Here is a 21,979-nt window from a genome sequence, read left to right as displayed (position 1 = left end):
AAAAGATGAAGAGAAGTGGGGATATGATGACAGTATTCGCGAGGATTGCGAACGCAGGCGCCAAGACAGCATGCATCATGTTGGCATTCGCGCTCGCAGGCTGCGCAACGCACCCCGACGCCTCGAACCCGGCGGCTGTGAAGGCCTATGAAGAGACCAACGACCCGATCGAGCCGCTGAACCGCTATTTCTTCGAGCTCAATCGCTTCCTCGACATCATCATCCTCAAGCCTGTGGCGACCTGGTATCAGGGCGTCGTGCCGGATCCGGCGCGCGACGGCGTTCGCCACTTCATGGACAATCTGGACTCGCCGGTCATCCTCGCCAACGATTCGCTTCAGGGCGAATGGGACCGCGCGGGCACGACCGCCTCGCGCTTCGGCATCAACACCACGATCGGCGTTCTCGGCCTCTTCGATCCGGCGACCGGCATGGGCTATCCGAAGCATGACGAAGACTTCGGCCAGACGCTCGCGACCTGGAACACGCCGGAAGGCCCCTATCTCTTCCTGCCGATCCTTGGGCCCAAGCCGCCCCGCGACCTGGCCGGCTATGCGGTGGACCAGTTCTTCGACCCGCTCACCTATATCTACTGGAATGGTCCGTACACCGTTCCCGTCGCGCGCTTTGTCGTGAACGGCGTCGACGTCCGGTCGCGCAACCTCAAGACGCTCGATCAGATCGAACGCACGTCGGTCGACTACTACGCCACGATCCGCAGCCTCTATCGCCAGACGCGCGCCAACGAGATTGCCAACGGCAATGTGTCGAACGAGAAGCTTCCCGACATCGAGAACCTAAATTTCGACACAAACGAACCGCAGTCTGTCGCTCCTGCTAAATAGGAGCGATGCCGCCGTTCGGTATCGGCGTTGACGCCACAATTTAGCTTCGCGTTTCGTCTGCAGGAGACCAGGCCATGAGCCCCCTTAACTTCGTGCGATCCGCAGTCGCGCCGGTCGCGTTCTGCGTCGCCCTTCTCACATCCATCGTCGGATCGCTTCCGGCGCAGGCTGCAAACACCGACCCTGCCGCGGAGGCATGGGTGTCGGAGGTGTCGCAGCAGGCCATCAAGATCATCAGCGACAAGAGCCTGGACCGTGCCGGGCGTGAAGCGCAGTTCGCCGCCCTGCTCGACACCAATGCCGACATGCAGCGCATCGCGGCCTTCTGCCTTGGCCAGTTTCTGCGCACGCCCACACCCGACCAGAAGAGCGAGTACATCAAGCTCTTCAACAATTTCGTGGTGAAGGTCTATGTGACGCGCCTGTCCGACTATCACGACGAGAAGCTCGTCATTACGGGCTCGCAGCTCAAGGGCGACACGCAGGCGCTGGTGCAGAGCCAGATCAACTTCACCAATGGTCGCGAGCCGGTGAAGGTCACATGGTGGCTTCTGAAGAAGGACGGCGGCTACAAGCTCTTCGACGTCAATGTCGTCGGCGTGTGGCTGGCCCAGGAGCAGCGCTCCGCCTTCACCTCCGTCATCAACAATCACAATGGCGACTTCGCTGCCCTTCTCGATCACCTGAAGCAGCAGATCGCGGATGCCGAGAACGGCAAGCTGCCGACGACGGCAGCGACCACGGCGCAGTAAGCGGCCGACCAACTCAAAGAAAAACGGCGCGGAAAGAAATTTCCGCGCCGTTCTTGTTTGGGAAGACCGAGAGGATCAGCGGCTGAAGCGCTTGTATTTGATCCGGTGCGGGATTTCCGCCTGCGCCCCGAGGCGACGCTTCTTGTCCTCCTCATATTCCTGATAATTGCCCTCGAACCATTCGACATGGCTGTCGCCTTCGAAAGCAAGCATGTGCGTGGCGATGCGATCGAGGAACCAGCGATCGTGGCTGATGACGATGGCGCAGCCCGCGAAGGCGACCAGCGCATCTTCGAGCGCACGCAGCGTATCGACGTCGAGATCGTTGGTGGGTTCGTCGAGGAGCAGAAGATTCGCGCCCGACTTCAGCATCTTGGCGAGGTGAACGCGGTTGCGCTCGCCGCCCGAAAGAACGCCGACCTTCTTCTGCTGGTCGCTACCCTTGAAGTTGAACGCGCCGACATAGGCGCGGCTCGGCATCGTGATCTTGCCGAGTTCGATGATGTCGGTACCGCCGGAGATTTCCTCCCAGACGTTCTTGTTCGGGTCGAGATCGTCTCGGCTCTGATCGACATAGCCCATGACAACCGTATCGCCGACCTTCAGCGTGCCGCTGTCGGGCTTGTCCTGCCCGGTGAGCATGCGGAACAGCGTCGTCTTGCCGGCGCCGTTCGGGCCGATGACGCCAACAATGCCGCCGGGTGGAAGCTGGAACGAGAGATCGTCGATCAGGAGCCTGTCGCCGAAGGCCTTGGTGAGGTGATCGGCCTCGACCACGACGCCGCCGAGACGCGGCCCCGCCGGAATGACGATCTGGGCCTTGCCGTCCGTCTGGCGCCCGGCTTCGGCGAGCAGGTCATCATAGGCGCGGATACGTGCCTTGCTCTTGGCCTGACGCGCCTTGGGGCTCTGCCGGATCCATTCGAGTTCTCGGGCGAGCGTGCGCTGCGTCGCCTCGTCCTGCCGGCCTTCCTGTTCGAGCCGCTTCTGCTTCTGGTCGAGCCAGGACGAGTAATTGCCCTCATAGGGAATGCCTGAACCGCGATCGAGCTCGAGAATCCAGCCCGTCACATTGTCGAGGAAGTAGCGGTCATGGGTGACGAGGACGACGGTGCCCTTGTATTCCTTCAGATAGTTCTGAAGCCAGGAGACCGACTCTGCGTCGAGATGGTTGGTCGGTTCGTCGAGCAGCAGAAGATCGGGGCCTTCGAGCAGCAGCTTGCAGAGCGCCACGCGGCGCTTCTCGCCGCCCGAGAGCTTGGATACGTCCGCATCGCCTTCGGGGCAGCGCAGCGCGTCCATGGCCATTTCGACCTGGCTGTCGAGATCCCAGAGGTTCTGCGCGTCGATGATGTCCTGGAGCTTCGCCATTTCATCGGCGGTCTCGTCGGAATAATTGACGGCGATTTCGTTATAGCGATCGAGCAGCGCCTTCTTTTCCTTCACACCGTCCATGACGTTGCCGAACACGTCCTTGGCGGGATCGAGCTGCGGCTCCTGTGCGAGATAGCCGACGCGCGCGCTTTCGGCCGCCCAGGCCTCGCCGGTGAAGTCCTTGTCGACGCCAGCCATGATCCTGAGCAGTGTCGATTTACCGGCACCGTTAAGACCGACAACGCCGATCTTCACGCCCGGCAGAAAGGACAGACGAATGTCTTTCAGAACCTGCTTGCCACCCGGATAGGTCTTGGACAGGCGGTCCATGACGTAGACATATTGATAGGAAGCCATGCGTCGTCGCTCTCGATTTCGGAGAAATATGTGGCCTCTTCTAGCCGATCAGGGGTTGGCGGGCAATGACGGGCCGCGGCGCCTCGGACCTCGCATGCCCACCTGTTTTGACGCCATGTCGCGCCTATATTGAAACTAGGCCGGGATAGAAGGCGCCTGTATGATCCGCGCGGGCGGGCAAGGCGCAGAAATGCGCAGAGAGAAGGCAGCATCATGACAGCGCCGACGAATTTCCAGGTCGGAGGGGACGACCGCCGCTATGTTCTGGCTGCCCAGGTCCTCATGGGCATTGCCCTTCTCGGCGTCGTTCAGCTCGGCCTGCTCGCTGCGTTCCTGGCCGCGGTCCTCGTCTATGAGCTTGTCCACGTGGTCGCGGGCCGCCTGCGCGTCGGACGCCTCACCCATCGCACATCCAAGCTCATCGCGCTGGCCGTCCTTTCCATCCTCTTCGTTCTGCTCCTCACCACCGGCATCATGGGGGTGACTTCGCTCTTCAACGACAGTTCCGACAACGTGATCGTGCTGCTGCGCCGGATGGCCGAAATCGTGCAGGCCGCCAGGAGCTATATTCCCGTCTGGGCGCATGACTACCTGCCCGCCAACTCCGGCGAATGGCAGACGCAGGCATCGCAATGGTTGCGCGAGAATGCGGGCGCGCTGCAAAGCCTGGGCGAGAATTTTGGCCGCCTCATCGTTCACATCATCGTCGGCGCCGTCATCGGCGGGCTCGCCGCGATGGGCGACGCGACACCGGAGCCCTCGACCATGCCGCCGCTGCGCGGCGCCCTTCTCGTCCGGGCGCAGCTGCTTGGCGAGGCGTTCCGCCGCGTCGTCTTTGCGCAAGTGCGCATATCCGCGCTCAATACCGTGCTCACCGGCATTTATCTGGTGTTCGTCCTGCCGATGTTCGGCATCAATCTGCCGTTGGTAAAGACGATGATCGCGGTGACCTTCATCACCGGCCTTCTTCCGGTCGTCGGAAATCTCATTTCCAACACGGTGATCGTCGTGGTGAGCCTTGGCATATCGGCCTATGCCGCCGCCGGATCGCTGGTATTTCTCGTCGCCATGCACAAGCTCGAATATTTCGTCAATGCGCGCATCATCGGCTCGCGCATCAGCTCGCGCGCATGGGAACTTCTCGTCGCCATGCTGGTGATGGAATCCGCATTCGGCGTGGCGGGCGTTATCGCCGCGCCGATCTACTACGCCTATGTGAAGGACGAACTCTCGGCTCGCGGGCTGATCTGACCGCTAGAGGCGCGCGAGACGCCATGCAGCGAGCCAGCCCACCGCCGCAACCGGCACGAAGCAGGCAAAGAGCCAGAAGCTTCCCGACGCCGCCGTCGCCGCGTCGATCCCCTGTCCGAAGCCCAGAAAATTTGCGATGGCGCTCGCGCCGGCGGACCCCGCCGCGCCCCCGACAAGCTGCATGGTTGGCACCGCCGAGGACGCCACGGCGCGCTCTTCAGTCGTCACGCTCGCGAGAAGCCGCCTGGTCATAAAGGCAAAGCAGAAGCCGAAGCCGCCGCCCTGCAGAACCGCACAGGCAATGATCTCCGCAATCGATCCATACGGCATGGCAAAGGCAAGACCGGCAACGCCCGCAACGATCAGGCTCGCGCCGATCCTGATATAGAGCGAGTGCCATCGCGCACCGGCGCCGGCAACGAGAAGCGACGTCACCGTCCAGGCGAAGGCTTCCACCCCGATAACATAGCCCGCGACAAGCGGCGAACTTCCCTGCAGCACCTGCATGATTGCCGCGCCGTAGACGCCGAAGCTGATCGTACCGGCCGAAAGCATGAAGATCATCGTATAGGCGGCCGCCGGGATACTTGACGGCATGCCCGTCTGACGGGGCAACAGCGGAACCGGCGAACGCCCGTCGAGCCAGACGAAGAAGATCAGTACCGCAAGACCGGAGATGCCAAGAAGAACCGCGCGCATCACATCCGGCACGAGCCCCGCCGCCGCAATACAAAGAATGCCGACCGTCAGAACTGCCAACTGTCTCAGCGGCAGCGAGTGGCGTATGCGCGCAACGCCACCTCCATCGAGAAGCTTCATCGCAGCAAGCGCGAACGCCACCCCCTGAAGCGCAAAGAGCCAGAACGGCCAGCGCCAGAGGCTCCCTTCGGCAAAGAGGCCGCCGATCAGCGGGCTCAGCAGCGTGGCGATGCCCCACACGCCCGACACTGCGGCAAGGACGCGCGCAAGCATGTGTTCGGGAAACATGGTGCCGACGGCGACATAACAGAGGCCGACGATCCACCCCGCGCCGATGCCCTGCAGAAGACGTCCGATGAGGAAACTTGCGATCTCCGGCGACGCAGCGCTGATGACGCAGCCGGCCGAATAAGCCAGTGCCGCGACGACCATGGCGCGGCGTACGCCAAAGCGCAGCGAGAACTGCCCCGCGCTCGTGCCCGCGATGACCGATCCGAGCATGAAGGCGGCAATGGCCCATCCGAAATAGGCGTATCCGCCAATATCCCGCGCCACGCTCGGCATGATCGTGGATGTCATCAACGCGTCGGCGGCATTGAGCCAGATACCAAGGCAAAGAAGCGCAAAACGCGGGAGGCGTCCGCCCCCCAGCACTTCCTTCCAACCGGTCGCGCGCGCCGCCGTCGAGGTCATGTAACCGCTCTATCCTTTGCCAGGCTGGCCGGAAATAGGCGTTCCACGAAGCTTTGGCAATCGTTCAATCGCGGCCTCGAAGCGTGCCGACTTGAAAAGCAGCGAATATCCGCTCACTGCCTACACATGAGGCAGCCGGCGTCGCAAAAACGCGCAGAGCAGCGGCATCGGCTCAAGAGATTATTTGAAGAAGGTGTCGACCAGACGAAGCGCCGCAGGTCCGCCTACGACCAGAAAGATCGTCGGCATGATGAAGAGGATCATGGGAAGCGTCATCAGCGTCGGCAGCTTGTTTGCGCGTTCCTCCATTTCGATGAGGGAGGTATTGCGCAATTCGGAGGCCACCAGTCGCAAGGCGTTCACGAGCGGCGTACCGTAGCGAAGCGTCTGCGTCAGCGTGCTCACCACAGAGCGCACGCTTGGCACCTCCAACCGTGCGGCCAGATTGGCGAGCGCCTGGTCCTGGCTGGGCAGAATTTCGAGGTCGGCGGAAGTCAGGTAAAGCTCCTCGGCCAGGTCGGGGTTCGTGTGCTGCAATTCGGCCGCCGCCCGTTTGATACTGTCTTCGAGCGCAAGCCCCACCTCGACGCAGATCACAAGCAGCTCAAGCGCATCGGGCAAGCCTCTTGCCGCCGTCATGGCGCGATGCGCCGCAAGTTTCTGGATGACGTAATGAGGCAGAATCCAGCCCATAACACCGAAAGCCATCGCCAGGAGATAATGGATGAGCGCGTTGCCGCCGATGGCTGGAAGATAGGAAAAGGCGAAGAAGGTCAGCGATGCAAGCAAGACAACGCTCAACACCCGCGTTGCCGCATAGGCTTGCATGGCGTAGCCCTGCGGCACTTTCCAACGGGTGAAGATGCGCAACAGCTCGTGCTGCTCACGCTCAGTCATACCCGACGGCAGATCGTGTGCCGCCTTCGCCTTTCCGATAGCCACCTCGAGGTTCGGCTCGGCCGACTTCACCGTCGCCTTCGGGCTGATCAGGCCGATGCGCCGATCGATCGTCTGTCGGCGCATATGGATGGAGTAGATGACCATGATCACCCCCGCCCAGATGAGCGAGAGCGCCGCACCGAGCAGGATCATGCCGGTCTGACTTATATCTTGCGGGCCCATGGGCGTTTCTTTCTCACATCCCTCGACTAGATTCTTGTCGCTCGCTGCATCATCCACCGCATCGAGAAATAGGCCGCAGCGAGGAAGCCGACAGCAAGACCGATAATGACGTTTCCACGCGGGTCTGTGCTCAACGGGGCGAGATATTGCGGGCTCAGGACAAGCAGACCACCGATGACGACGAACGGAAGCGAACCCAGCACGATGGCGGAGGTTCGCACTTCCGCGGTCGTCGCCTTTGCCTTCATTCTCGTGGCCTTCCGCTTGCGCACGATGTCGGAGAGAATTTCAAGCGTCGCGGCAATGTTGCCGCCTGTTGAATAATGCAGGGCGACGGCAACCGCAAAGAAGCGGAAATCCGGCAGCCCGATACGGTCCGCCGCCGCCGCCAGCGCTTCGTCAAAACGAACGCCGATTTTCTCTTCCGCGGCAAGCGTCGAAAAGACCTGGTTCACTGGCGGAGGCGCTTCGTTGCCGACAGCGCGGATCGCAACATTGATCGGCAAGCCCGCCCTTACGATACGCGTGATCATGTCGACCGCCTCCGGAAAGAGGTCGGTGAAAGTGTCCTCAACCTGCCTTTGCCGGTTCTTCAGCAACTGCCTCGGTCCGAAATAGAAGGCCACAACAAGACCGGGCACAACGATGTAGATCGGCAGATGCAACAGGGCCGACAGGAACATCCATGCGACGGCGACCGAAATGATGCTGACGGCAATCAATACGCCGCCATGTGTCGTCATTCCCCACCGCCGCGCGAGTCCCGCCGAGAAAAACGAACGGATACGGAAACCGATGACGACCGGCAGCGCCAGATCCTCTTCGTCATTCTCGCTCCGAAGCCATGGCGGCCGTGCGGGCGATAGAAGCTTGGCTCTGTGCCGGATATTTCGACGCATCTCCCGCCGGATTGCGAAGACGCCGAAGAACGAGCCCGCACCGAACAGGAGCAGCGCAAATATTCCGAAATATGGTACGAGTTCTCTCACTTGCGCTCCGGTTGCTTCGTCGGCGTCATCGCCTCTAGGAACTCTTCGCCGAAGCCGAAATACTCGACACGCGGCAGGAAACGCGGACGCCCGCCCTCGCTCTTGAAGTACCCGTCAAGGGATCCATCCGGGTTCTGCCCCAGGTAGCGATAGCTGAACAGCGTCCCAAGCAGAATGGTGTCGTTCTCGATACCCGCGACCTCCACGACTTCCGTGACGCGCCGTACGCCGTCGCGCATGCGTTCGGTATGAATGATGAGGTCAAGCGCGCTCGCAATCTGCATGCGGATCGACTGCATCGGAATATTCACGTTCGCCATGAGGATCATGTTCTCAATTCGCGCGAGCGCGTCTCGCGCCGAGTTCGCGTGAATGGTCGACATGGATCCGTTATGGCCCGTATTCATCGCCTGCATCATGTCGAATGCTTCGCCGCCGCGCACCTCGCCGAGAATGATGCGATCGGGGCGCATTCGGAGCGCGTTCCGGACGAGGTCGCGCTGCGTTACCTCACCCTTTCCCTCAACATTGACCGGACGCGTTTCAAGCTGGATCACGTGTGGCTGCTGCAACTGAAGCTCGGCAGCATCTTCAATCGTCACGATGCGCTCACCGTGATCGATCATGAGGGAGAGCGCATTGAGGAATGTCGTCTTGCCGGAGCCGGTGCCTCCCGAAACGATGATATTGAGACGGCATCGCGCGGCGATTTCGAGCGCTCTTCCCATCTCCCGCGAGACGGTGCCCAGCTCCGTAAAGCGCCAGAAGTTCATGACACTTCTCGAGAATTTTCGGATCGATATGCAGGGGCCCTTGAGGCTCAGAGGCGGAATGATCGCATTCACACGACTGCCGTCCGGCAGGCGCGCGTCGAGCATGGGGCTCGATTCATCGATACGCCTGCCAACGGACGACGCGATACGCTGCGCCACATGCATCACATGCGCATCGTTTCGGAAATGAACGGGCGTGCGCTCAAGCTTACCCTTGCGCTCGACATAGACCATGTTCGGTCCATTGATCATCACGTCGGATACGGTTTCGTCGTTCAGCAGCGGCTCTATGGGGCCGAGCCCCACCATGTCATCCACGATAAGCTCGGCGAGTGACCGTTGTTCTTCCTGGTTAATGAGCAGCTGGTGCTGAGCGGCAACTGCCGAAATGAGATCCTCTACCCGCTTGCGCAACATGTCGGGAGACAGTCGCACCGCGAGCGCAGGCTCGATCATCGTCAAGACCTGATCCTCGACGAACTCGATCACCTTGACGTTCGTCTTTACGCGCGCATCCGAGTCCGGACGCGGCGCTCTCGGCGATGGCCCAGTTTGCACTACTGGTCCGGCGGAGCCGGCTTCGGACGGCTCCTCTCCCGTTGGCTTCTTACCGAACGTGAAGGGTCCTGCCATCAGCCGAACAGCCCTCGGAGAAATCCGCGCGTAGCCGTGGCGGCTCCTTCGCCGGAAATCGTTTGCAGCGCCGGTTTGAGTTCCTGCAGGAACGATCTGCATTTCAGCACTTCGTTGGCGCCGAGAACCGAAGCGCGTCCCACTTCATGCCTGTACGAGATAGTTGCATCCGGCGGTGTGCCAACCGCGTGAAGAAATTCCTCAAGCGGCAGCGCAAAATCGGCGCCTTTCTTGTTGAGAATATGAAAGGTCGTCCGGTTGACCGAGTCCGCCCCAATCGCGGTGCGCCATCGGGCCACGTCGCGCGCGGCCGTCAACGTGCAATCGCTGACCAGGAAGCAGGTGCTTGGCTGCCTCATGAGTCGCGGCAGCCGCGCTGCGGAATAGGCCGGAAGATCGACGAAGACGTAGCGATAGGTGCGCAGCAGATTGGTCAGCAAGGAGAGCACTGCGTCTTCCTCGACATGGCTTGAACCGTCCAGCGCCTCCAGCGACGCAAGCAGATCCAGGCGATCCGAAATATGCGTGACGCCGCGTTCGAGGAAGAGATCGTCGATGCGTTCCGGATGCGCCAGAACTTCGCCGAGCGCACGCTGCGGCTCTACGCCGAGCTGGAGCGCGATATCTCCGGATTCAAGATCCAGATCGACCAGAACGGTTCTCCGCTTGCGTTCGTTTGCAAGGTAAAGCGCCATCTGCGTCGCAATGGTCGTCACACCGACCCCGCCCCGCGTACCCAGCATGAGCACGAGCTTGCCGATGCCGATACCTGGACTGAGCTGCTCAACGGAGCCGTTCAATAGCGCATTGCAGGTATATCCGACGACGTCGCCGACGATCGGCTTGAAGAAGTATTCCGCGACACCGGCATTCTTCAGGCTGCGGTAAAGCACAACGTCATTCGTTTCACCGACGACGATCACGCCGACCTGCGGGTCGCAAAGCGCGGCCAATTCGTTGACGCGATCGATCGGATCCTCGACGCCGGCAATGTCGACGATCAACAGACGCGGCGAACGCATCTTCGCAAGGTCCCTGATCGCTCCAAGAATGCCCCCCTTGCCGATATAGGGGTTCTGGATGCCGATTACATTCAGACGCGTCCGAAACACGTTCTCGCTGTAGCTGTCGCTCAGATAAAGCATCACGGTGGCGGAGGCTTGCCCCGAGCCGATTTCTTCTGTCACGTTAGGACGACCTTGCATCACTAGTTCCCTGACGAGGATGAAGATCCACCAAAGATGGAGACTGGCGACGACGATTTGTAGTCGGTCGAGGTCTTGACCTTGCCCTCTTCATAACGCTTGACGGCCGCCGCCTCGCGCTCTGCATTGGCCGGCCCAAGCGGCCTGCCTTGCGTGAGGTCGCTCTTCTTGTCGATCATCTTCTCAAGATTATGCGCATTCGCGCATGGTCCATGAAAGGTTGGCGCATTGTCGTGATTGGCTCCCAGCTGGGTGCTCCATCGCCCACATGAAGCCTCCTCCGCCGCCACGCTATCGAATGACAGCGAGATGATCGGAAGTACGATCGAAACTGCGGCAGCGGCATTAAGCCATGAGTTGCGCCTGCGCTGTGTCATTTGTTCATTCCACGATAAACCCGGCTGCACCGTTGAGATGCGGCTGATTAGGCGACGCCGGCACGGGCGAGCCCGACTTGGTGCTCGTCAACCGCCCGAGCAATAGCTGCTCGAGGTCGCTCGCATAAACGAGCCCGTCTGTGGGCGAACTCAGATCGCCAGGCGACGAGACAGGCTGAACGATATAGGGCGTGACGATGATCACGAGCTCGCTCTCGTGGCGCTGAAAGCGCGTCGAACGAAACAGCGCCCCGAGAACCGGGATATCAGCGAGCCATGGAAACTCGCTAACCTGATTCTGCACGTTGTTTTGAAACAGGCCTGCAATTGCAAAGCTCTGTCCGCTGGCAAGCTCGACCGTGGTTTCGGTGCGCCGCACGGTTACCGCCGGAATCTCTAGGTTGTCGAGCGTGACCGCTCCAGAGTTCGACAACTCGCTCACCTCCGGCCGGACCTTCACGCTGATCCGGTTCCCGGTGAGAACGGTTGGCGTGAAATCGACGCTGACGCCGTAGCGCTTCCACTCGATCGTTATCTGCTGCAGCCCCTGAGATACCGGCACGGGAAACTCACCGCCCGCGAGGAAATTCGCCGGCTCGCCCGAAGTCGTTGTGAGATTTGGCTCAGCCAGAATGCTGACCAGCCCTTCATCTCTCAAGGCATCGATGAGACCCGCAATGTCCCAGTTGCCGTTCTGATAGCCGACACCGAGCGAGTCGAGATTGGCCGACGAGGTGTCCCGGATGAAGGTTCCGAATGCGGACGCAGGCTTTCGCCCCGTGAGAAGTCCGATTGCGAGCTTTCCGTTGTTATAGAGGGCGTCCCAGTTGAAACCGAATTGCTTCTCGGCGTCGCGCGACACTTCGGCCACGCGCACACGCAGATTGACCTGCGTCGAGCTGGTAACGCCGGCGTTGAGGATCGCCTGCTCGTTCGGAACGAGATACTGAGACGATATGGACTTCATGCGGTTTGCATCGAGCGGCGAAACCACGCTCCCATTGACGACGAAACCCCTCGGCGTACTCGTAACGCCGACCGTCGCATCCGGAATGTTACGCTTGATATCCGACGTCAGATTGCCCGTCTGATGGCTCACCAGAACCGAATAGCCAGTTGCATTCCCTGCACTGTCGAAAGCGTAAACAGTCGTCGAGCCCGCTCGCTTCCCAAGAACCACAATCGTCTGCGGATCAGGCACCTGAATGTCGGCAACATCCGGATTGGCGACGAAGACCGTCGATGCCGGCGCCGGAAGATGTATCAGCTTCGCCTTGTCGGCTTCGACGACAACGGACCCTTGCCGCGCCGCAGGAGCCGCCAGGGCTTCGCCCGTCTCGCCGATGACTCCAACAGCTACGGCGGCGAGCAACAGGCTCGATGCGACGGCCTGGACCGTCCATCTGCGGATCTGCGACGGCATCGAGATCGCCGAAGCGCGTCTGCCGTTACTCGTCTTCATCCTGCACAGCATTTCGATCATTCCCCACCCTTTGAGCCGCGGATGATGCGCACCAACTCACCCGACTTTGCGACCGGCGCTTCGGCTGACGCGCGGTATGTGGGCGACACTTCGTCCGACCATACCGGACCCGGCCCCTCGATCGCTGCCTCGGACACAATGTACGAGCCTTCAAGAGACCGAAGAGCGAGAGTAACGCGTCCGATCTGTGTGGCCACGAGAAGCCGCTTCGCGTCGCCTTCCGTCAGCTCCAAGGTCACGTTCTTCGGCATTTTCGTTGCAGCTGGCGCCAAAGACGCGGCCCGCTCGCCCGCCGGAGAGGTTCCGGCGAACCACTGGTCTACCGCCACGACGCGAATGTCCCTGAGCACGGTGCCGTCCACCGCAACCGGCAGCCCGCCCCGATCGCCCAAGCTCTGAGAAAGGATGACGTCGACATGATCGCCGGGACGGATCAATCCCGCCGCGATTTGCGACGGCTCTACCGAGAGGGCAACGGCATACATTCCGGGTGTCAGCGCCGCGGCAAGGAAATTGCGCTCGTTGCTCAGCACCAGCGCATTGCGATCGAGCGGCTCTCCCGCAGCAATCGCTCGACGCGCAACTGCGCCCACATAAAGGCCGGACGGCTCCTGTCCACGCGCAATATTGATCGGGGCGATGTCGCTTGCCGGGACTTCCTTCCAGGTGAACTGATCCGCTCGCAGCTGTGCGCCTTTCGGAATATCGGCAGTCGCTACAAGTATGGCGGAACGCTGTGCCGCTGCACTCTCCTCCGCAGGCCTCTCCGCCGGCAACCGCGCCCAGATAACCGCAAGCGCAACGCCCGCGAGCAGCGCCAGAAAGCCCAATATGAGCAGGATGTTCCGCAGTTGCATCAAATGACCTCGACGACGAAGTGAAATGCCAGCCCGCCAAAGATGGCGACAGCATATGGCATCGGCTCACCTGCCAGAATCCTGTTGGCTTCCGTGCGCAGAAACGTTGATATGGGCGCCCCCTCCGTCATCCCACCGTCGCCCTGCATTTCGGCAAGCGCGCTGCGGGCCAACACGGCCTTTGCGGCAAGGTAGAAGCAACTCAACAACCCCCCCGCCAGCGCGATGCTGAGCATCAGAGCAACGACCTGACCGGGCGGCACCAGAAGACTGGAGGCGATGATCAGCTTCGCATCGCCGCCGCCGATGAACCCCCAATAGGCCAGCGCCGCGCTGCAGAGATAGACCACCGCCGCAGCGAGCAACACGTACCAGACGCTCCATCCTTCGTTGAAAATCTGCATCGCGACCCCCGCCGCGCAGACGACCAACACCAGAACATTGGGAATTATCCTATCCCGCAAGTCCCGCACGACACTCGCGAGCACTGCAGTAAACGCAACTCCCCAAAGCGCAAAAACCGGTGTGGTCACATCGTCCTCGCTCAGGCCCCACCAAGGTGGGGGGACGCATCCCGTCGCTGCCAGATGCAGAGACGAAAGACACCCCCCAAAGCCCCTTCCAGCCGCGCCTCAGGACGGCGTGTCAACTTTACCCGCAATGTAGGTGAACAGATCGTTCAGGTTTGTGCCGAGCAGACCCGCGCCGACGATGATCGCGAGCGCCACGAGAGACGCGATCAACCCATACTCGACGGCCGTCACCCCGCTCTCCGACCTGATGGAGAGAGCCGTCGCAATCTTCTTCGAAGTGTCTTTGAGAATGGACATCGCGAATAATCCTTATTTGATTATCAAGGCAAAACACTCGCTTTGCCTTCGTTCAAAACGTCAGGCGACGATCATTCTTCGCGATAATCGCGCCCATTAGACATTGTCTACAACGCTCCGAAGGACGCGAGAGGTCAATATCGTTTTCAAGGAATGGCAAAACTTAATTGCCCATATTGAGACATATTTTGATGGGCTTACGGTGAAGCGGATATTTTTCTACCTGCTCCGACGCGCATCTTTCTCCGCATACCACTCTTTTTTCTCGAAGCGGCATTTCGACGATATAAAACAACGTTGATCTGGCGCATCATTCAGCGTCAGTCACTCGCCTGGAGTGGCTCTGCAACTGCTCTATGCGAGCACCCTGGGATGGCAATGAGGAACATGAAAGCACCGGATCATGCCGCTTCGCCTGTTTAGATTTCTGTCGTCCCTGCTCATTCCGGCAACGCGCGGCACGGTCGCTATCTATGTCGGACTCACGCTGGTCATGACGATCGGCCTTATCGCCCTGGGCACCGACGTCGTTTTTCTCCTCATGAAACACCGGCAGATGCAATCGGCGGCGGATAGCGCGGCAATTTCCGGAGCGCGCGCCCTCGCGGTGGGGGTTCCGGCCGATTACGCCATGCAGGCGAGATCCGTCGCGAGTGCTTCAGGATTCGTGAACGGCGTGGACGGCGTCACAGTGACTGTCAACTCTCCGCCTGTGGTCAGTACCGGCAATGCAGGCCTCGAGGGCGCGGTCGAAGTAATCGTCAGCCAGCCCCAAAATCAGCTGCTCCTGGGCCTGTTTCGATCCGGGATTCTTCCTGTGGGGGCAATGGCAGTCGCGGCGAACAGTGGAAGCTATGAATATTGCTTTCTCGCTCTGGGCTCCGGCGGCTCACCTGCTGCGTTCGTGGCAAACAACGCCGTCGTAGCCAATCCCGACTGCGGCGTCGCGGTCAATTCCAGCAGCTCACCAGCCCTTACCCTGGGCGAGAACGCCGTCATCCGCGGGCCGGTAAACGTGGTCGGCGAGTGGCTGCTCAATAACAACTCGGATCTTCAGGGCTCTCCGAATTTCCAACACGCTACGGCGGTCGAAAATCCGTACGAAAGCCTGACGGCGGGCACTCCGCCTGGCTGCACCTCCACAAGCGGCATTGTAAACGGCACGAAGACTCTTTCGGCGGGCCACTATTGCAGCGGTTTCGATTTCAAGAACAGCTCGACCGTCACACTCAGCCAAGGCACATATTACGTCGACAGCAAATTCGTTACCGGCAACGGCGTAACAATCAAGGCCACCAGCGGCGTGACGATAATCATCAATGGCAACTACACCATAAACCTGGGCAACAGCAACATCATCAATGTGGTTGCACCGACGAGCGGCACCTTCGCAGGAATTGCGTTCTACGGTCCGACCGCGATCGGGACGCAAGTCTTTTCGAACAACGTCAATCTCAATGTCCAGGGCGTGCTCTATTTTCCGGAGGGCACCGTCAACTTCAATAATAATGGCATCACAACGACATCCAAGTGCACGCAGATCGTGGCCAAATACATAAATATCAGCAACAACGCGGCGCTGAACAACGACTGCGTCGGAACCGGCGTCTCGACGATCGGCGGTGGTGCCACGAAATTGGTCGAGTAGGAGAGCCGATGACAATGCGCCAAAGATCATTGTTCAAGATAGCCAACGAAGCCGGCACAGCCGCGATCGAGTTCGGCATCATCGCGCCCGTTCTGTTGATCATGCTGGCCGGTCTGGTCGAAATAGGCTTCGCCGTTCGCGAGTCGATGATGGTACAGGAGGCGGCCGAGGCGGGCGCGAGCTATGCCGCGCAGAATGGCTGGGATTCGGCAGGCATAACGAACGCCGTCGAAAGCGCAACCGGCAATACCGCGATTACGGCGACGCCATCGCCACAGACGTTTTGCGGCTGCCCCGGAGAAAGCGGAATAACCGCGGTGCTTTGCACGGCCACATGCACGGGCGGCCACGGGCCCGGGCATTATGTACGGGTGGACGCTTCGATTCCACACGCGACGATACTGTCCTATCTGGGACTCCCCATCCCTTCCACTCTATCGGCGCATGCCGTCGTGAGAATTGAATGAGGAGATTTGCGCGCAAAGGCGAAGGCGGCACGGCGGCGGTCGAGTTCGCGCTGGTCTTTCCGGTCGTGCTCGTCTTTACGCTCGGCATCATCGACGTCGGGCGCCTTCTCTGGACGCAAACCACGCTAGACCGCGCTGTGCTTGCGGCCGCACGCTGCGCGGCGGTCAATGCCACGACCTGCGGCACAGCGGCAAACATACAGAGCTACGCCGTTACACAGGCATACGGCCTCAAGATCACCAGCAGCGTATTCACCGTCACCCAGGCAACGACCAATGTCTGCGTGAGTGCCGCCCTGACCTTCCGGTTGATCATTCCCTGGGTGGGGGAAACGGTGAACCTGGCGGCCAACGCCTGCTACCCGATAAGCCCAAGCTGAAGCGGCGCATCCCTATTTGACGACGCGCTCTCGCGCTACCGCGTAAAACATGAGGTTCTTTTCAGTCATCTGCTCGTCCAGGTCGACGCGGTTGAGAGCACGCGCCGCAGTGTCGTCGCCTTTCAATCCGTAAATGAGCGCCAGGTTCTGACGAATGCGCGAGGTCGCATTCGGCGCCCGGGCGAGGGGTGTCAACAACCGGATCCCCTCGTCATATTGCCCCGTCACAGCAAGCGACAGAGCGAGATTGCTTGTAGCGCCCATATCGTGCGGAGTCTGCGCGAGCGCCGCGCGATATTGCTCCTGCGCCTCGGCATGGCGCGCCAGCATGTCGAGCGCCACGCCGCGCCCGACCAGTGCGCGTGCATTCTTCGGCGCAATCGCCACAGCCTTATCGGCAAATTCGAGCGCCTTGTCCGGGTTCGACAGCATGAGGTGCGCACGCTCGAGACCGATCTGGGCATCGAGATATGCGGGTTCGGACGGCCCAATCTTGTTGAAAGTATCGATGCCATCGTAGAGCGCGCCCATCTCGAGCTGAGTTGCGCCCAGTTCCGCCATGACCGCGGAATCACCCGGCTTCGAGGCGAGCACACGCTTGTAGAGATCGGCGGCAGAGGCGAAATCGCCAACGTCGCGGGCCGCCCGGGCCAGCCTGAGCGGGGCCCCGCCCTCGTCGACCGCCGCTTGCGCGTCCTTCTTCGCCAGCGCTGCCCCTTTGCCATGGATGTCGATGTCGGCACATCCCGCAAGCAGCGATGCCGCCGCAAGCCAGATCAGCGTCTTCTTTTTGAAGCGCCCATTTTTCCGCAGACGTATCATCATGCCGAATACCCGCCTCCAACGAACAATGAAGTTCTAAATCAACTCATGTCCCAATGCCAGTCGCCAGCGTTCGGGGTGCCGGCTCCGCAAATTCGAATGTTCCGTATTGCAACGCCTCTCGCTTCATATTTGCAACGAGCATTCGTGTCATATCGGAATACATTTACTCATGCGTGGAAATGGCCTCCCTCGCGCCCCAGCCAGCAGTGACTTAATGTAGAGCCCTCACGTATGAGTAAACTTCCGGTTTCCCGCCTTGAGTGATCCGTCGAGGAGATCGGCCAATCCTCGGTGCTTTGAACCAGATGGTCGCAACAAACACTCACGGAAAAGCGCCGGCTCCGCGTCTATGGAACGCACTCAGACTCTTCTGGCGCCCAATCGCCTTCTTTGGGCTCTTCTGCGTCACCATTCTTGTCACTGACAATTTCATTTCTCATAGCGAGAGGAATTCTCTCAGGGACAATGCGAGCCAGAACCTCGAAATTATCGCGCAAGTCAGCCGGGATACGATATCCAGCTGGCTCTTCGAACGAACGTCTGACGCAGAAGTGCTCGCCAGGCAACTCGCCCTGACCCGGGATATCGACGCGTGGTTAGCGGATGGCGCGCCCGCCGATGACCGCTCAAGGCGCATTGAACAGCGCATGGATGCGCTCAACGCCTATCGCAATTACCGCAGCATCTCTCTGATCTCTGTCGACGGACGCACTCTTCTGCACGCGGGCGGCGATGTTACCGAGGCGCGCGCGTTTACGACCCCGATCGAGCGCGAGACATTTCGCACCGGCCGTTCCCAGCGTTCGGAGATAAGATTTTCACCTGCGGATCCCGATTATGCCGAGCTCTTTGTGACCGCACCGATTTTCTCGTCCGGAGGAAAGCACGAGATCATCGCGCTGGTTCTTCTCGCCATCGATCCAAAGCTCAATCTTCTGCCCCTGATTGCTCAATGGCCCGGCAAAAGCTCGTCGGCGGAGACCAACATTGTGATGAAGGCGGGTGGCTCTGTTCTGTTTCTCACAGCACCACGGCACCCTCCCTCCAATTGGTCTCCGGCGCGATTGGCTCCATTCCGAGTGCCCCTCTCCTCAGATGCTGTGGCAGCCATGGCCGTGCGGGGCTTCCAGGGGGCAATGGAAGGCTCGGACTATCGTGGCGCGGAGGTGCTGGCGGCCGTCACCAATATTCCGGGAACTACCTGGCATCTGGTAACCAAGATCGACACTGAGGAGCTGTACCGGCCCTTTCAGCGCACCCGCACGATCGGATTTATAGGTGCGGCTCTGCTCATTCTCATCGCGGCAGTGAGCCTTCTCGCCATATTGCGGCGCGAACAGGCCAATCTGATCGTCAGGCAGCTGAAAGCCGAAATCCGGGAACGCGAAATGTCGCAGCGCTTCGACTATCTCAGCAGAAACACTGACGAAATCATCCTGCTTGCCGACGCCAATGCAAATATAATCGAAGCCAATGAGCGCGCCCTCTCGGCCTACGGATATACATTGCCGGAAATCATCGGGCGTCCGTTGCGCGACCTTCACCCCTCCGATGCCCACATCGATTACATGCAGCCGGAGGAAACTCCGGATTCGGAAACAGAGGCAACCACCGTCTTTCAAAACATACAGAAACGAAAGGACGGCAGCCTGTTTCCGGTCGAAGTCAAGGTGCGCTGGATCAATCGCGACGGCACACGCCTGCTTCAACTGGTCATCCGCGACACGTCGGAAAGACAGGAGCGCATTGCCGCTCTGAACCAGTTGGCCGCAATAATTCAATCGTCCAATGGCGCCATCGTCGGCGCCGACCTGAATACCATCGTGAATGCGTGGAATCCGGCAGCAGAGAGGCTCCTTGGCTACAAGGCCGAGGAAGTCATCGGCAAGTCCGCAAACATGTTTCTGCCGCCGGATCGGGCCGGCGAAATAGATCGTCTGATCGAAATGACGCGCGCAGGCAAAGGCGTCTCCGGCTTCGAAACCGTAAGACGCCGCAAGGATGGAAGTCTGGTCAATGTCTCGTTGGTCTACTCCCCGGTCTATAGTTCAGGGGGCACTCTTTCAGGCATTTCCGCGATCCTTATCGACATCTCGGAACGCGTTAAGGCGCAGCAGCGCGCCGAATACACCTCCCGCGCGCTTCGCACACTGAGCCGCGCAAATGAAGCGCTCATCCGCGCGACCACCGAGCAGGAACTTGTGCAGCGCATGTGTCAGGTCATCACCGAGGTCGGCGGCTACCGCCTGGCGTGGATCGGACACGCCGAGAATGATGCCGGAAAGTCGGTTCGCGTTGTCACCTGGGCGGGGGTGAACGACGGCTACCTTGAACAGAGTCACGTCAGCTGGGCTGACACGGAGAGAGGACGCGGCCCTACGGGAACGGCGATCCGAACCGGGACCACGCAAATCAATCAGAATTTCGCCAACAACCCTTTGCTGGCGCCGTGGCGGGAGGCGGCGTTGAAGCGCCGCTTGAATTCGAGCATTTCACTTCCTCTCAAGGTCGCGCCCGACGGCGCTTACGGTGCATTGACGATCTATGCGCCCGAACCCGACGCATTCGATACCGAAGAAGTCAGCCTTCTGGAGGAGTTAGCCAATGACCTCTCCTACGGCCTCGGCGCAATCAGAGACCGGCACGAACGGGAGGAACTCGCCGCACATATGGCGGAGGCCATGGAGAGCACAATTGCCGCCGTGGCCAATACAGTCGAGATGCGTGATCTTTACACCGCCGGTCATCAGCGGCGCGTTACCGAAATCGCCGAGGCTATTGCGTTGAAGATGGGGCTTCCTGCGGACCGCATCAGGGGATTGCGGCTCGCCGGCATCGTACACGACCTCGGAAAGGTCAACGTTCCCGCGGAGATATTGAACAAGCCGGCCAAGCTCTCCAAGGTCGAGTTCGAGTTCATCAAGACACATCCGCAGACGGGCTACGACATTCTGAAGCACGTGAAATTTCCATGGCCGATCGCGCAGATCATTTTGCAGCATCATGAGCGCATGGACGGCTCCGGCTATCCGGCGGGCCTCAAGGGAGACCAGATTCTCCTCGAAGCACGCATTATCGCCGTCGCGGACGTGGTCGATTCAATGATGTCGCACAGGCCTTATCGGGCCGCACTAGGGCTGGATGCGGCGCTTGACGAGATCAGGCACGGCAGAGGAAAGATCTACGATCCGGATGTCGTCGACGCGTGTCTCGAAGTCATGCGGACTGATGCCGCGCGTTTCGCCGCCGAAAATCCCGATGCGAATGGCGCCTAGCATCACGTCATCGCGGCGGGGATTTCGAGTGACGCGGGCTTCGTGAGGCGCGGATTCTTCCCACAAGGGGCAATACCATCGGCGTTGAGGCACGCTTCTTTCCAGCGCGGTCAATCAGCCGGCAGCGACGACCCGATCCGGTCTTTCTGGATCTTGCGCCACTGGCGCGGCGTCGTGCGGAACTCGCGATTGAAGGCTCTGATGAACGCCGCGGATGAACTGTAGCCGGCCACGTCGGCCGCTTCATCGACCGACATTTCCTCGGTAATGAGCTTGCGTGCGATGAGCGTGAGCCGGATACGCCCAAGCGTCTGCATTGGCGTCTGGCCCATGACCCGCCGAAACTCCTCGGCAAACTTCGTTCTCGACATACCCGCAACGCGGGCGAGCCTTCCCACGCTCCAGTCATCGAGCGGCGCCGCGAGAAAGGCCCTGATCGCCGCCAGAACGCCCTTGCTGTTCATCAATCTCGGCGCGGGCGCATCGTTCTTCTCTCTGCTCACGAGAATGGCGCGCGACATGTTGATCAGGATGATCTCGGCTATCCTTCGGACGATAATGGCTTGTCCATATGGATGCCCGCCATCCGAAAACTCCTCGTCCAGAAGTTCAACCGCCTTCCATATGCGGCGCGCGCACTCGGGCACTACGTCCTTGGCCAGATGGACCGGTCCGATGATGAGGTTCGACAAGGCAATACTTTCCGATGGAGCGACACCGATGATGAGCTCCAGATCGCTGCGCGGATCGATCTGCTCCGAAAGAGATACCCTGTCGAAAGTGCTGATCGGGACGTCGCCCCCCGCATCTATCGAGCACAGACGATGCGGCGCGAGCCCGCTGACACCGACAATCGTTCCGGGCCCAAGGTCGATCACCTGAGGCTCAGGAAACTCGATGGTCAGGCGCATTCGCCCACGTCGAACCATGACGCAATAGGAGAAATCGCCCGGATCGAGAATCTTGACGAATGGACGCGAGGCCGATGAACGGAAGAAATATACACCGTCCATCCGCACATCTTCTGTGACATCCGCGCCGTAGGCGGCGACGTTTCTGACGGCTTCAGCGCCGGGCACCGTGGCGTATGACCTGCCCGCCATGTTCGATCAGATCTCCAGATCCAAGACGGTCGGCGTCATCC

General features: G+C 60.3%; 19 protein-coding genes and 1 pseudogene. 7 read left to right on the top strand and 13 right to left on the bottom strand.

Annotation, left to right across the window (positions count from 1 at the left end; all coding sequences use genetic code 11):
• Positions 1-23 precede the first annotated feature (23 nt).
• Together ABFC66_RS06540 and ABFC66_RS06535 are read left to right on the top strand one after the other, a co-directional pair.
• Positions 24-734 (top strand): annotated as a pseudogene (locus tag ABFC66_RS06540) (VacJ family lipoprotein); the annotation flags it as partial.
• A gap of 185 nt (positions 735-919) precedes the next feature.
• On the top strand, positions 920-1,597 hold the full coding sequence (locus tag ABFC66_RS06535) for an ABC transporter substrate-binding protein (protein WP_346740140.1): 678 nt from the start codon (positions 920-922) through the stop codon (positions 1,595-1,597).
• A gap of 75 nt (positions 1,598-1,672) precedes the next feature.
• On the opposite strand, the gene ettA is transcribed toward ABFC66_RS06535, so the two are convergent.
• Complete coding sequence (ettA, locus tag ABFC66_RS06530; protein ID WP_346740139.1) at positions 1,673-3,328, bottom strand: energy-dependent translational throttle protein EttA; 1,656 nt, start codon at positions 3,326-3,328, stop codon at positions 1,673-1,675.
• A 213-nt stretch (positions 3,329-3,541) separates the two neighbouring features.
• Between ettA and ABFC66_RS06525 the strand changes: the two genes are divergently transcribed.
• Complete coding sequence (locus tag ABFC66_RS06525; RefSeq protein ID WP_346740138.1) at positions 3,542-4,579, top strand: AI-2E family transporter; 1,038 nt, start codon at positions 3,542-3,544, stop codon at positions 4,577-4,579.
• A 3-nt stretch (positions 4,580-4,582) separates the two neighbouring features.
• On the opposite strand, the gene ABFC66_RS06520 is transcribed toward ABFC66_RS06525, so the two are convergent.
• The 10 genes from ABFC66_RS06520 to ABFC66_RS06475 all read right to left on the bottom strand — a co-directional run bounded on the left by ABFC66_RS06520 (position 4,583) and on the right by ABFC66_RS06475 (position 14,240).
• Positions 4,583-5,971 (bottom strand): MFS transporter, encoded by a 1,389-nt coding sequence (locus ABFC66_RS06520; protein WP_346740137.1) that lies wholly within the window; start codon positions 5,969-5,971, stop codon positions 4,583-4,585.
• 180 nt (positions 5,972-6,151) lie between these two features.
• A complete protein-coding gene (locus ABFC66_RS06515; protein ID WP_346740136.1) occupies positions 6,152-7,093 on the bottom strand; it encodes a type II secretion system F family protein in 942 nt (313 codons plus the stop codon).
• A gap of 26 nt (positions 7,094-7,119) precedes the next feature.
• Complete coding sequence (locus ABFC66_RS06510) at positions 7,120-8,082, bottom strand: type II secretion system F family protein (protein WP_346740135.1); 963 nt, start codon at positions 8,080-8,082, stop codon at positions 7,120-7,122.
• Positions 8,079-9,344: a CpaF family protein gene (locus tag ABFC66_RS06505; protein ID WP_346740134.1), complete on the bottom strand. Its 1,266-nt coding sequence runs from the start codon at positions 9,342-9,344 to the stop codon at positions 8,079-8,081. The genes ABFC66_RS06510 and ABFC66_RS06505 overlap by 4 nt, the downstream gene beginning before the upstream one ends.
• 143 nt (positions 9,345-9,487) lie before the next feature.
• Positions 9,488-10,693, bottom strand: coding sequence for a cellulose synthase operon protein YhjQ/BcsQ (locus tag ABFC66_RS06500; protein ID WP_346740133.1), 1,206 nt, complete (start codon positions 10,691-10,693; stop codon positions 9,488-9,490).
• A gap of 2 nt (positions 10,694-10,695) precedes the next feature.
• Complete coding sequence (locus ABFC66_RS06495) at positions 10,696-11,070, bottom strand: CpaD family pilus assembly lipoprotein (protein ID WP_346740132.1); 375 nt, start codon at positions 11,068-11,070, stop codon at positions 10,696-10,698.
• A 4-nt stretch (positions 11,071-11,074) separates the two neighbouring features.
• Positions 11,075-12,493 carry a type II and III secretion system protein family protein gene (locus ABFC66_RS06490; protein WP_346740131.1) on the bottom strand — a complete coding sequence of 473 codons (1,419 nt, stop codon included), beginning with the start codon at positions 12,491-12,493 and terminating at the stop codon, positions 11,075-11,077.
• A 56-nt stretch (positions 12,494-12,549) separates the two neighbouring features.
• Positions 12,550-13,410: a Flp pilus assembly protein CpaB gene (cpaB, locus tag ABFC66_RS06485; protein ID WP_346740130.1), complete on the bottom strand. Its 861-nt coding sequence runs from the start codon at positions 13,408-13,410 to the stop codon at positions 12,550-12,552.
• The gene (locus tag ABFC66_RS06480; RefSeq protein WP_346740129.1) at positions 13,410-13,943 is read right to left on the bottom strand and encodes a prepilin peptidase; all 534 of its coding nucleotides are present in this window, start codon (positions 13,941-13,943) and stop codon (positions 13,410-13,412) included. The genes cpaB and ABFC66_RS06480 overlap by 1 nt, the downstream gene beginning before the upstream one ends.
• Positions 13,944-14,042: 99 nt before the next feature.
• Entirely contained in the window at positions 14,043-14,240 is a 198-nt protein-coding gene (locus tag ABFC66_RS06475; RefSeq protein WP_346740128.1) for a Flp family type IVb pilin, read from the bottom strand.
• Between the two features lie 403 nt (positions 14,241-14,643).
• Here ABFC66_RS06475 and ABFC66_RS06470 point away from each other — a divergent pair, with 403 nt between their 5' ends.
• The 3 genes from ABFC66_RS06470 to ABFC66_RS06460 are packed head-to-tail and all read left to right on the top strand — an operon-like array spanning position 14,644 to position 16,735.
• The gene (locus ABFC66_RS06470) at positions 14,644-15,888 is read left to right on the top strand and encodes a Tad domain-containing protein (protein WP_346740127.1); all 1,245 of its coding nucleotides are present in this window, start codon (positions 14,644-14,646) and stop codon (positions 15,886-15,888) included.
• Positions 15,889-15,902: 14 nt separating this feature from the next.
• Entirely contained in the window at positions 15,903-16,355 is a 453-nt protein-coding gene (locus ABFC66_RS06465) for a TadE/TadG family type IV pilus assembly protein (RefSeq protein WP_346740126.1), read from the top strand.
• Positions 16,352-16,735, top strand: a complete 384-nt coding sequence (locus tag ABFC66_RS06460) for a TadE family protein (RefSeq protein ID WP_346740125.1) — start codon at positions 16,352-16,354, stop codon at positions 16,733-16,735. The genes ABFC66_RS06465 and ABFC66_RS06460 overlap by 4 nt, the downstream gene beginning before the upstream one ends.
• A gap of 12 nt (positions 16,736-16,747) precedes the next feature.
• Here ABFC66_RS06460 and ABFC66_RS06455 read toward each other — a convergent pair whose 3' ends face one another.
• Entirely contained in the window at positions 16,748-17,560 is an 813-nt protein-coding gene (locus tag ABFC66_RS06455; protein ID WP_346740124.1) for a tetratricopeptide repeat protein, read from the bottom strand.
• 305 nt (positions 17,561-17,865) lie between these two features.
• Here ABFC66_RS06455 and ABFC66_RS06450 point away from each other — a divergent pair, with 305 nt between their 5' ends.
• The gene (locus ABFC66_RS06450) at positions 17,866-20,835 is read left to right on the top strand and encodes a PAS domain S-box protein (protein ID WP_346740123.1); all 2,970 of its coding nucleotides are present in this window, start codon (positions 17,866-17,868) and stop codon (positions 20,833-20,835) included.
• A gap of 110 nt (positions 20,836-20,945) precedes the next feature.
• Here the strand turns inward: ABFC66_RS06450 and ABFC66_RS06445 are convergent, their stop codons facing one another.
• Positions 20,946-21,938, bottom strand: a complete 993-nt coding sequence (locus ABFC66_RS06445) for an AraC family transcriptional regulator (protein WP_346740122.1) — start codon at positions 21,936-21,938, stop codon at positions 20,946-20,948.
• Positions 21,939-21,979 lie beyond the last annotated feature (41 nt).

Origin of the sequence: Parvibaculum sp. (assembly GCF_039680535.1) — a bacterium.
Lineage (GTDB): Bacteria > Pseudomonadota > Alphaproteobacteria > Parvibaculales > Parvibaculaceae > Parvibaculum.
Note: the sequence above shows the minus strand (reverse complement) of the source record. Positions and strands in the feature narration are given on the sequence as shown.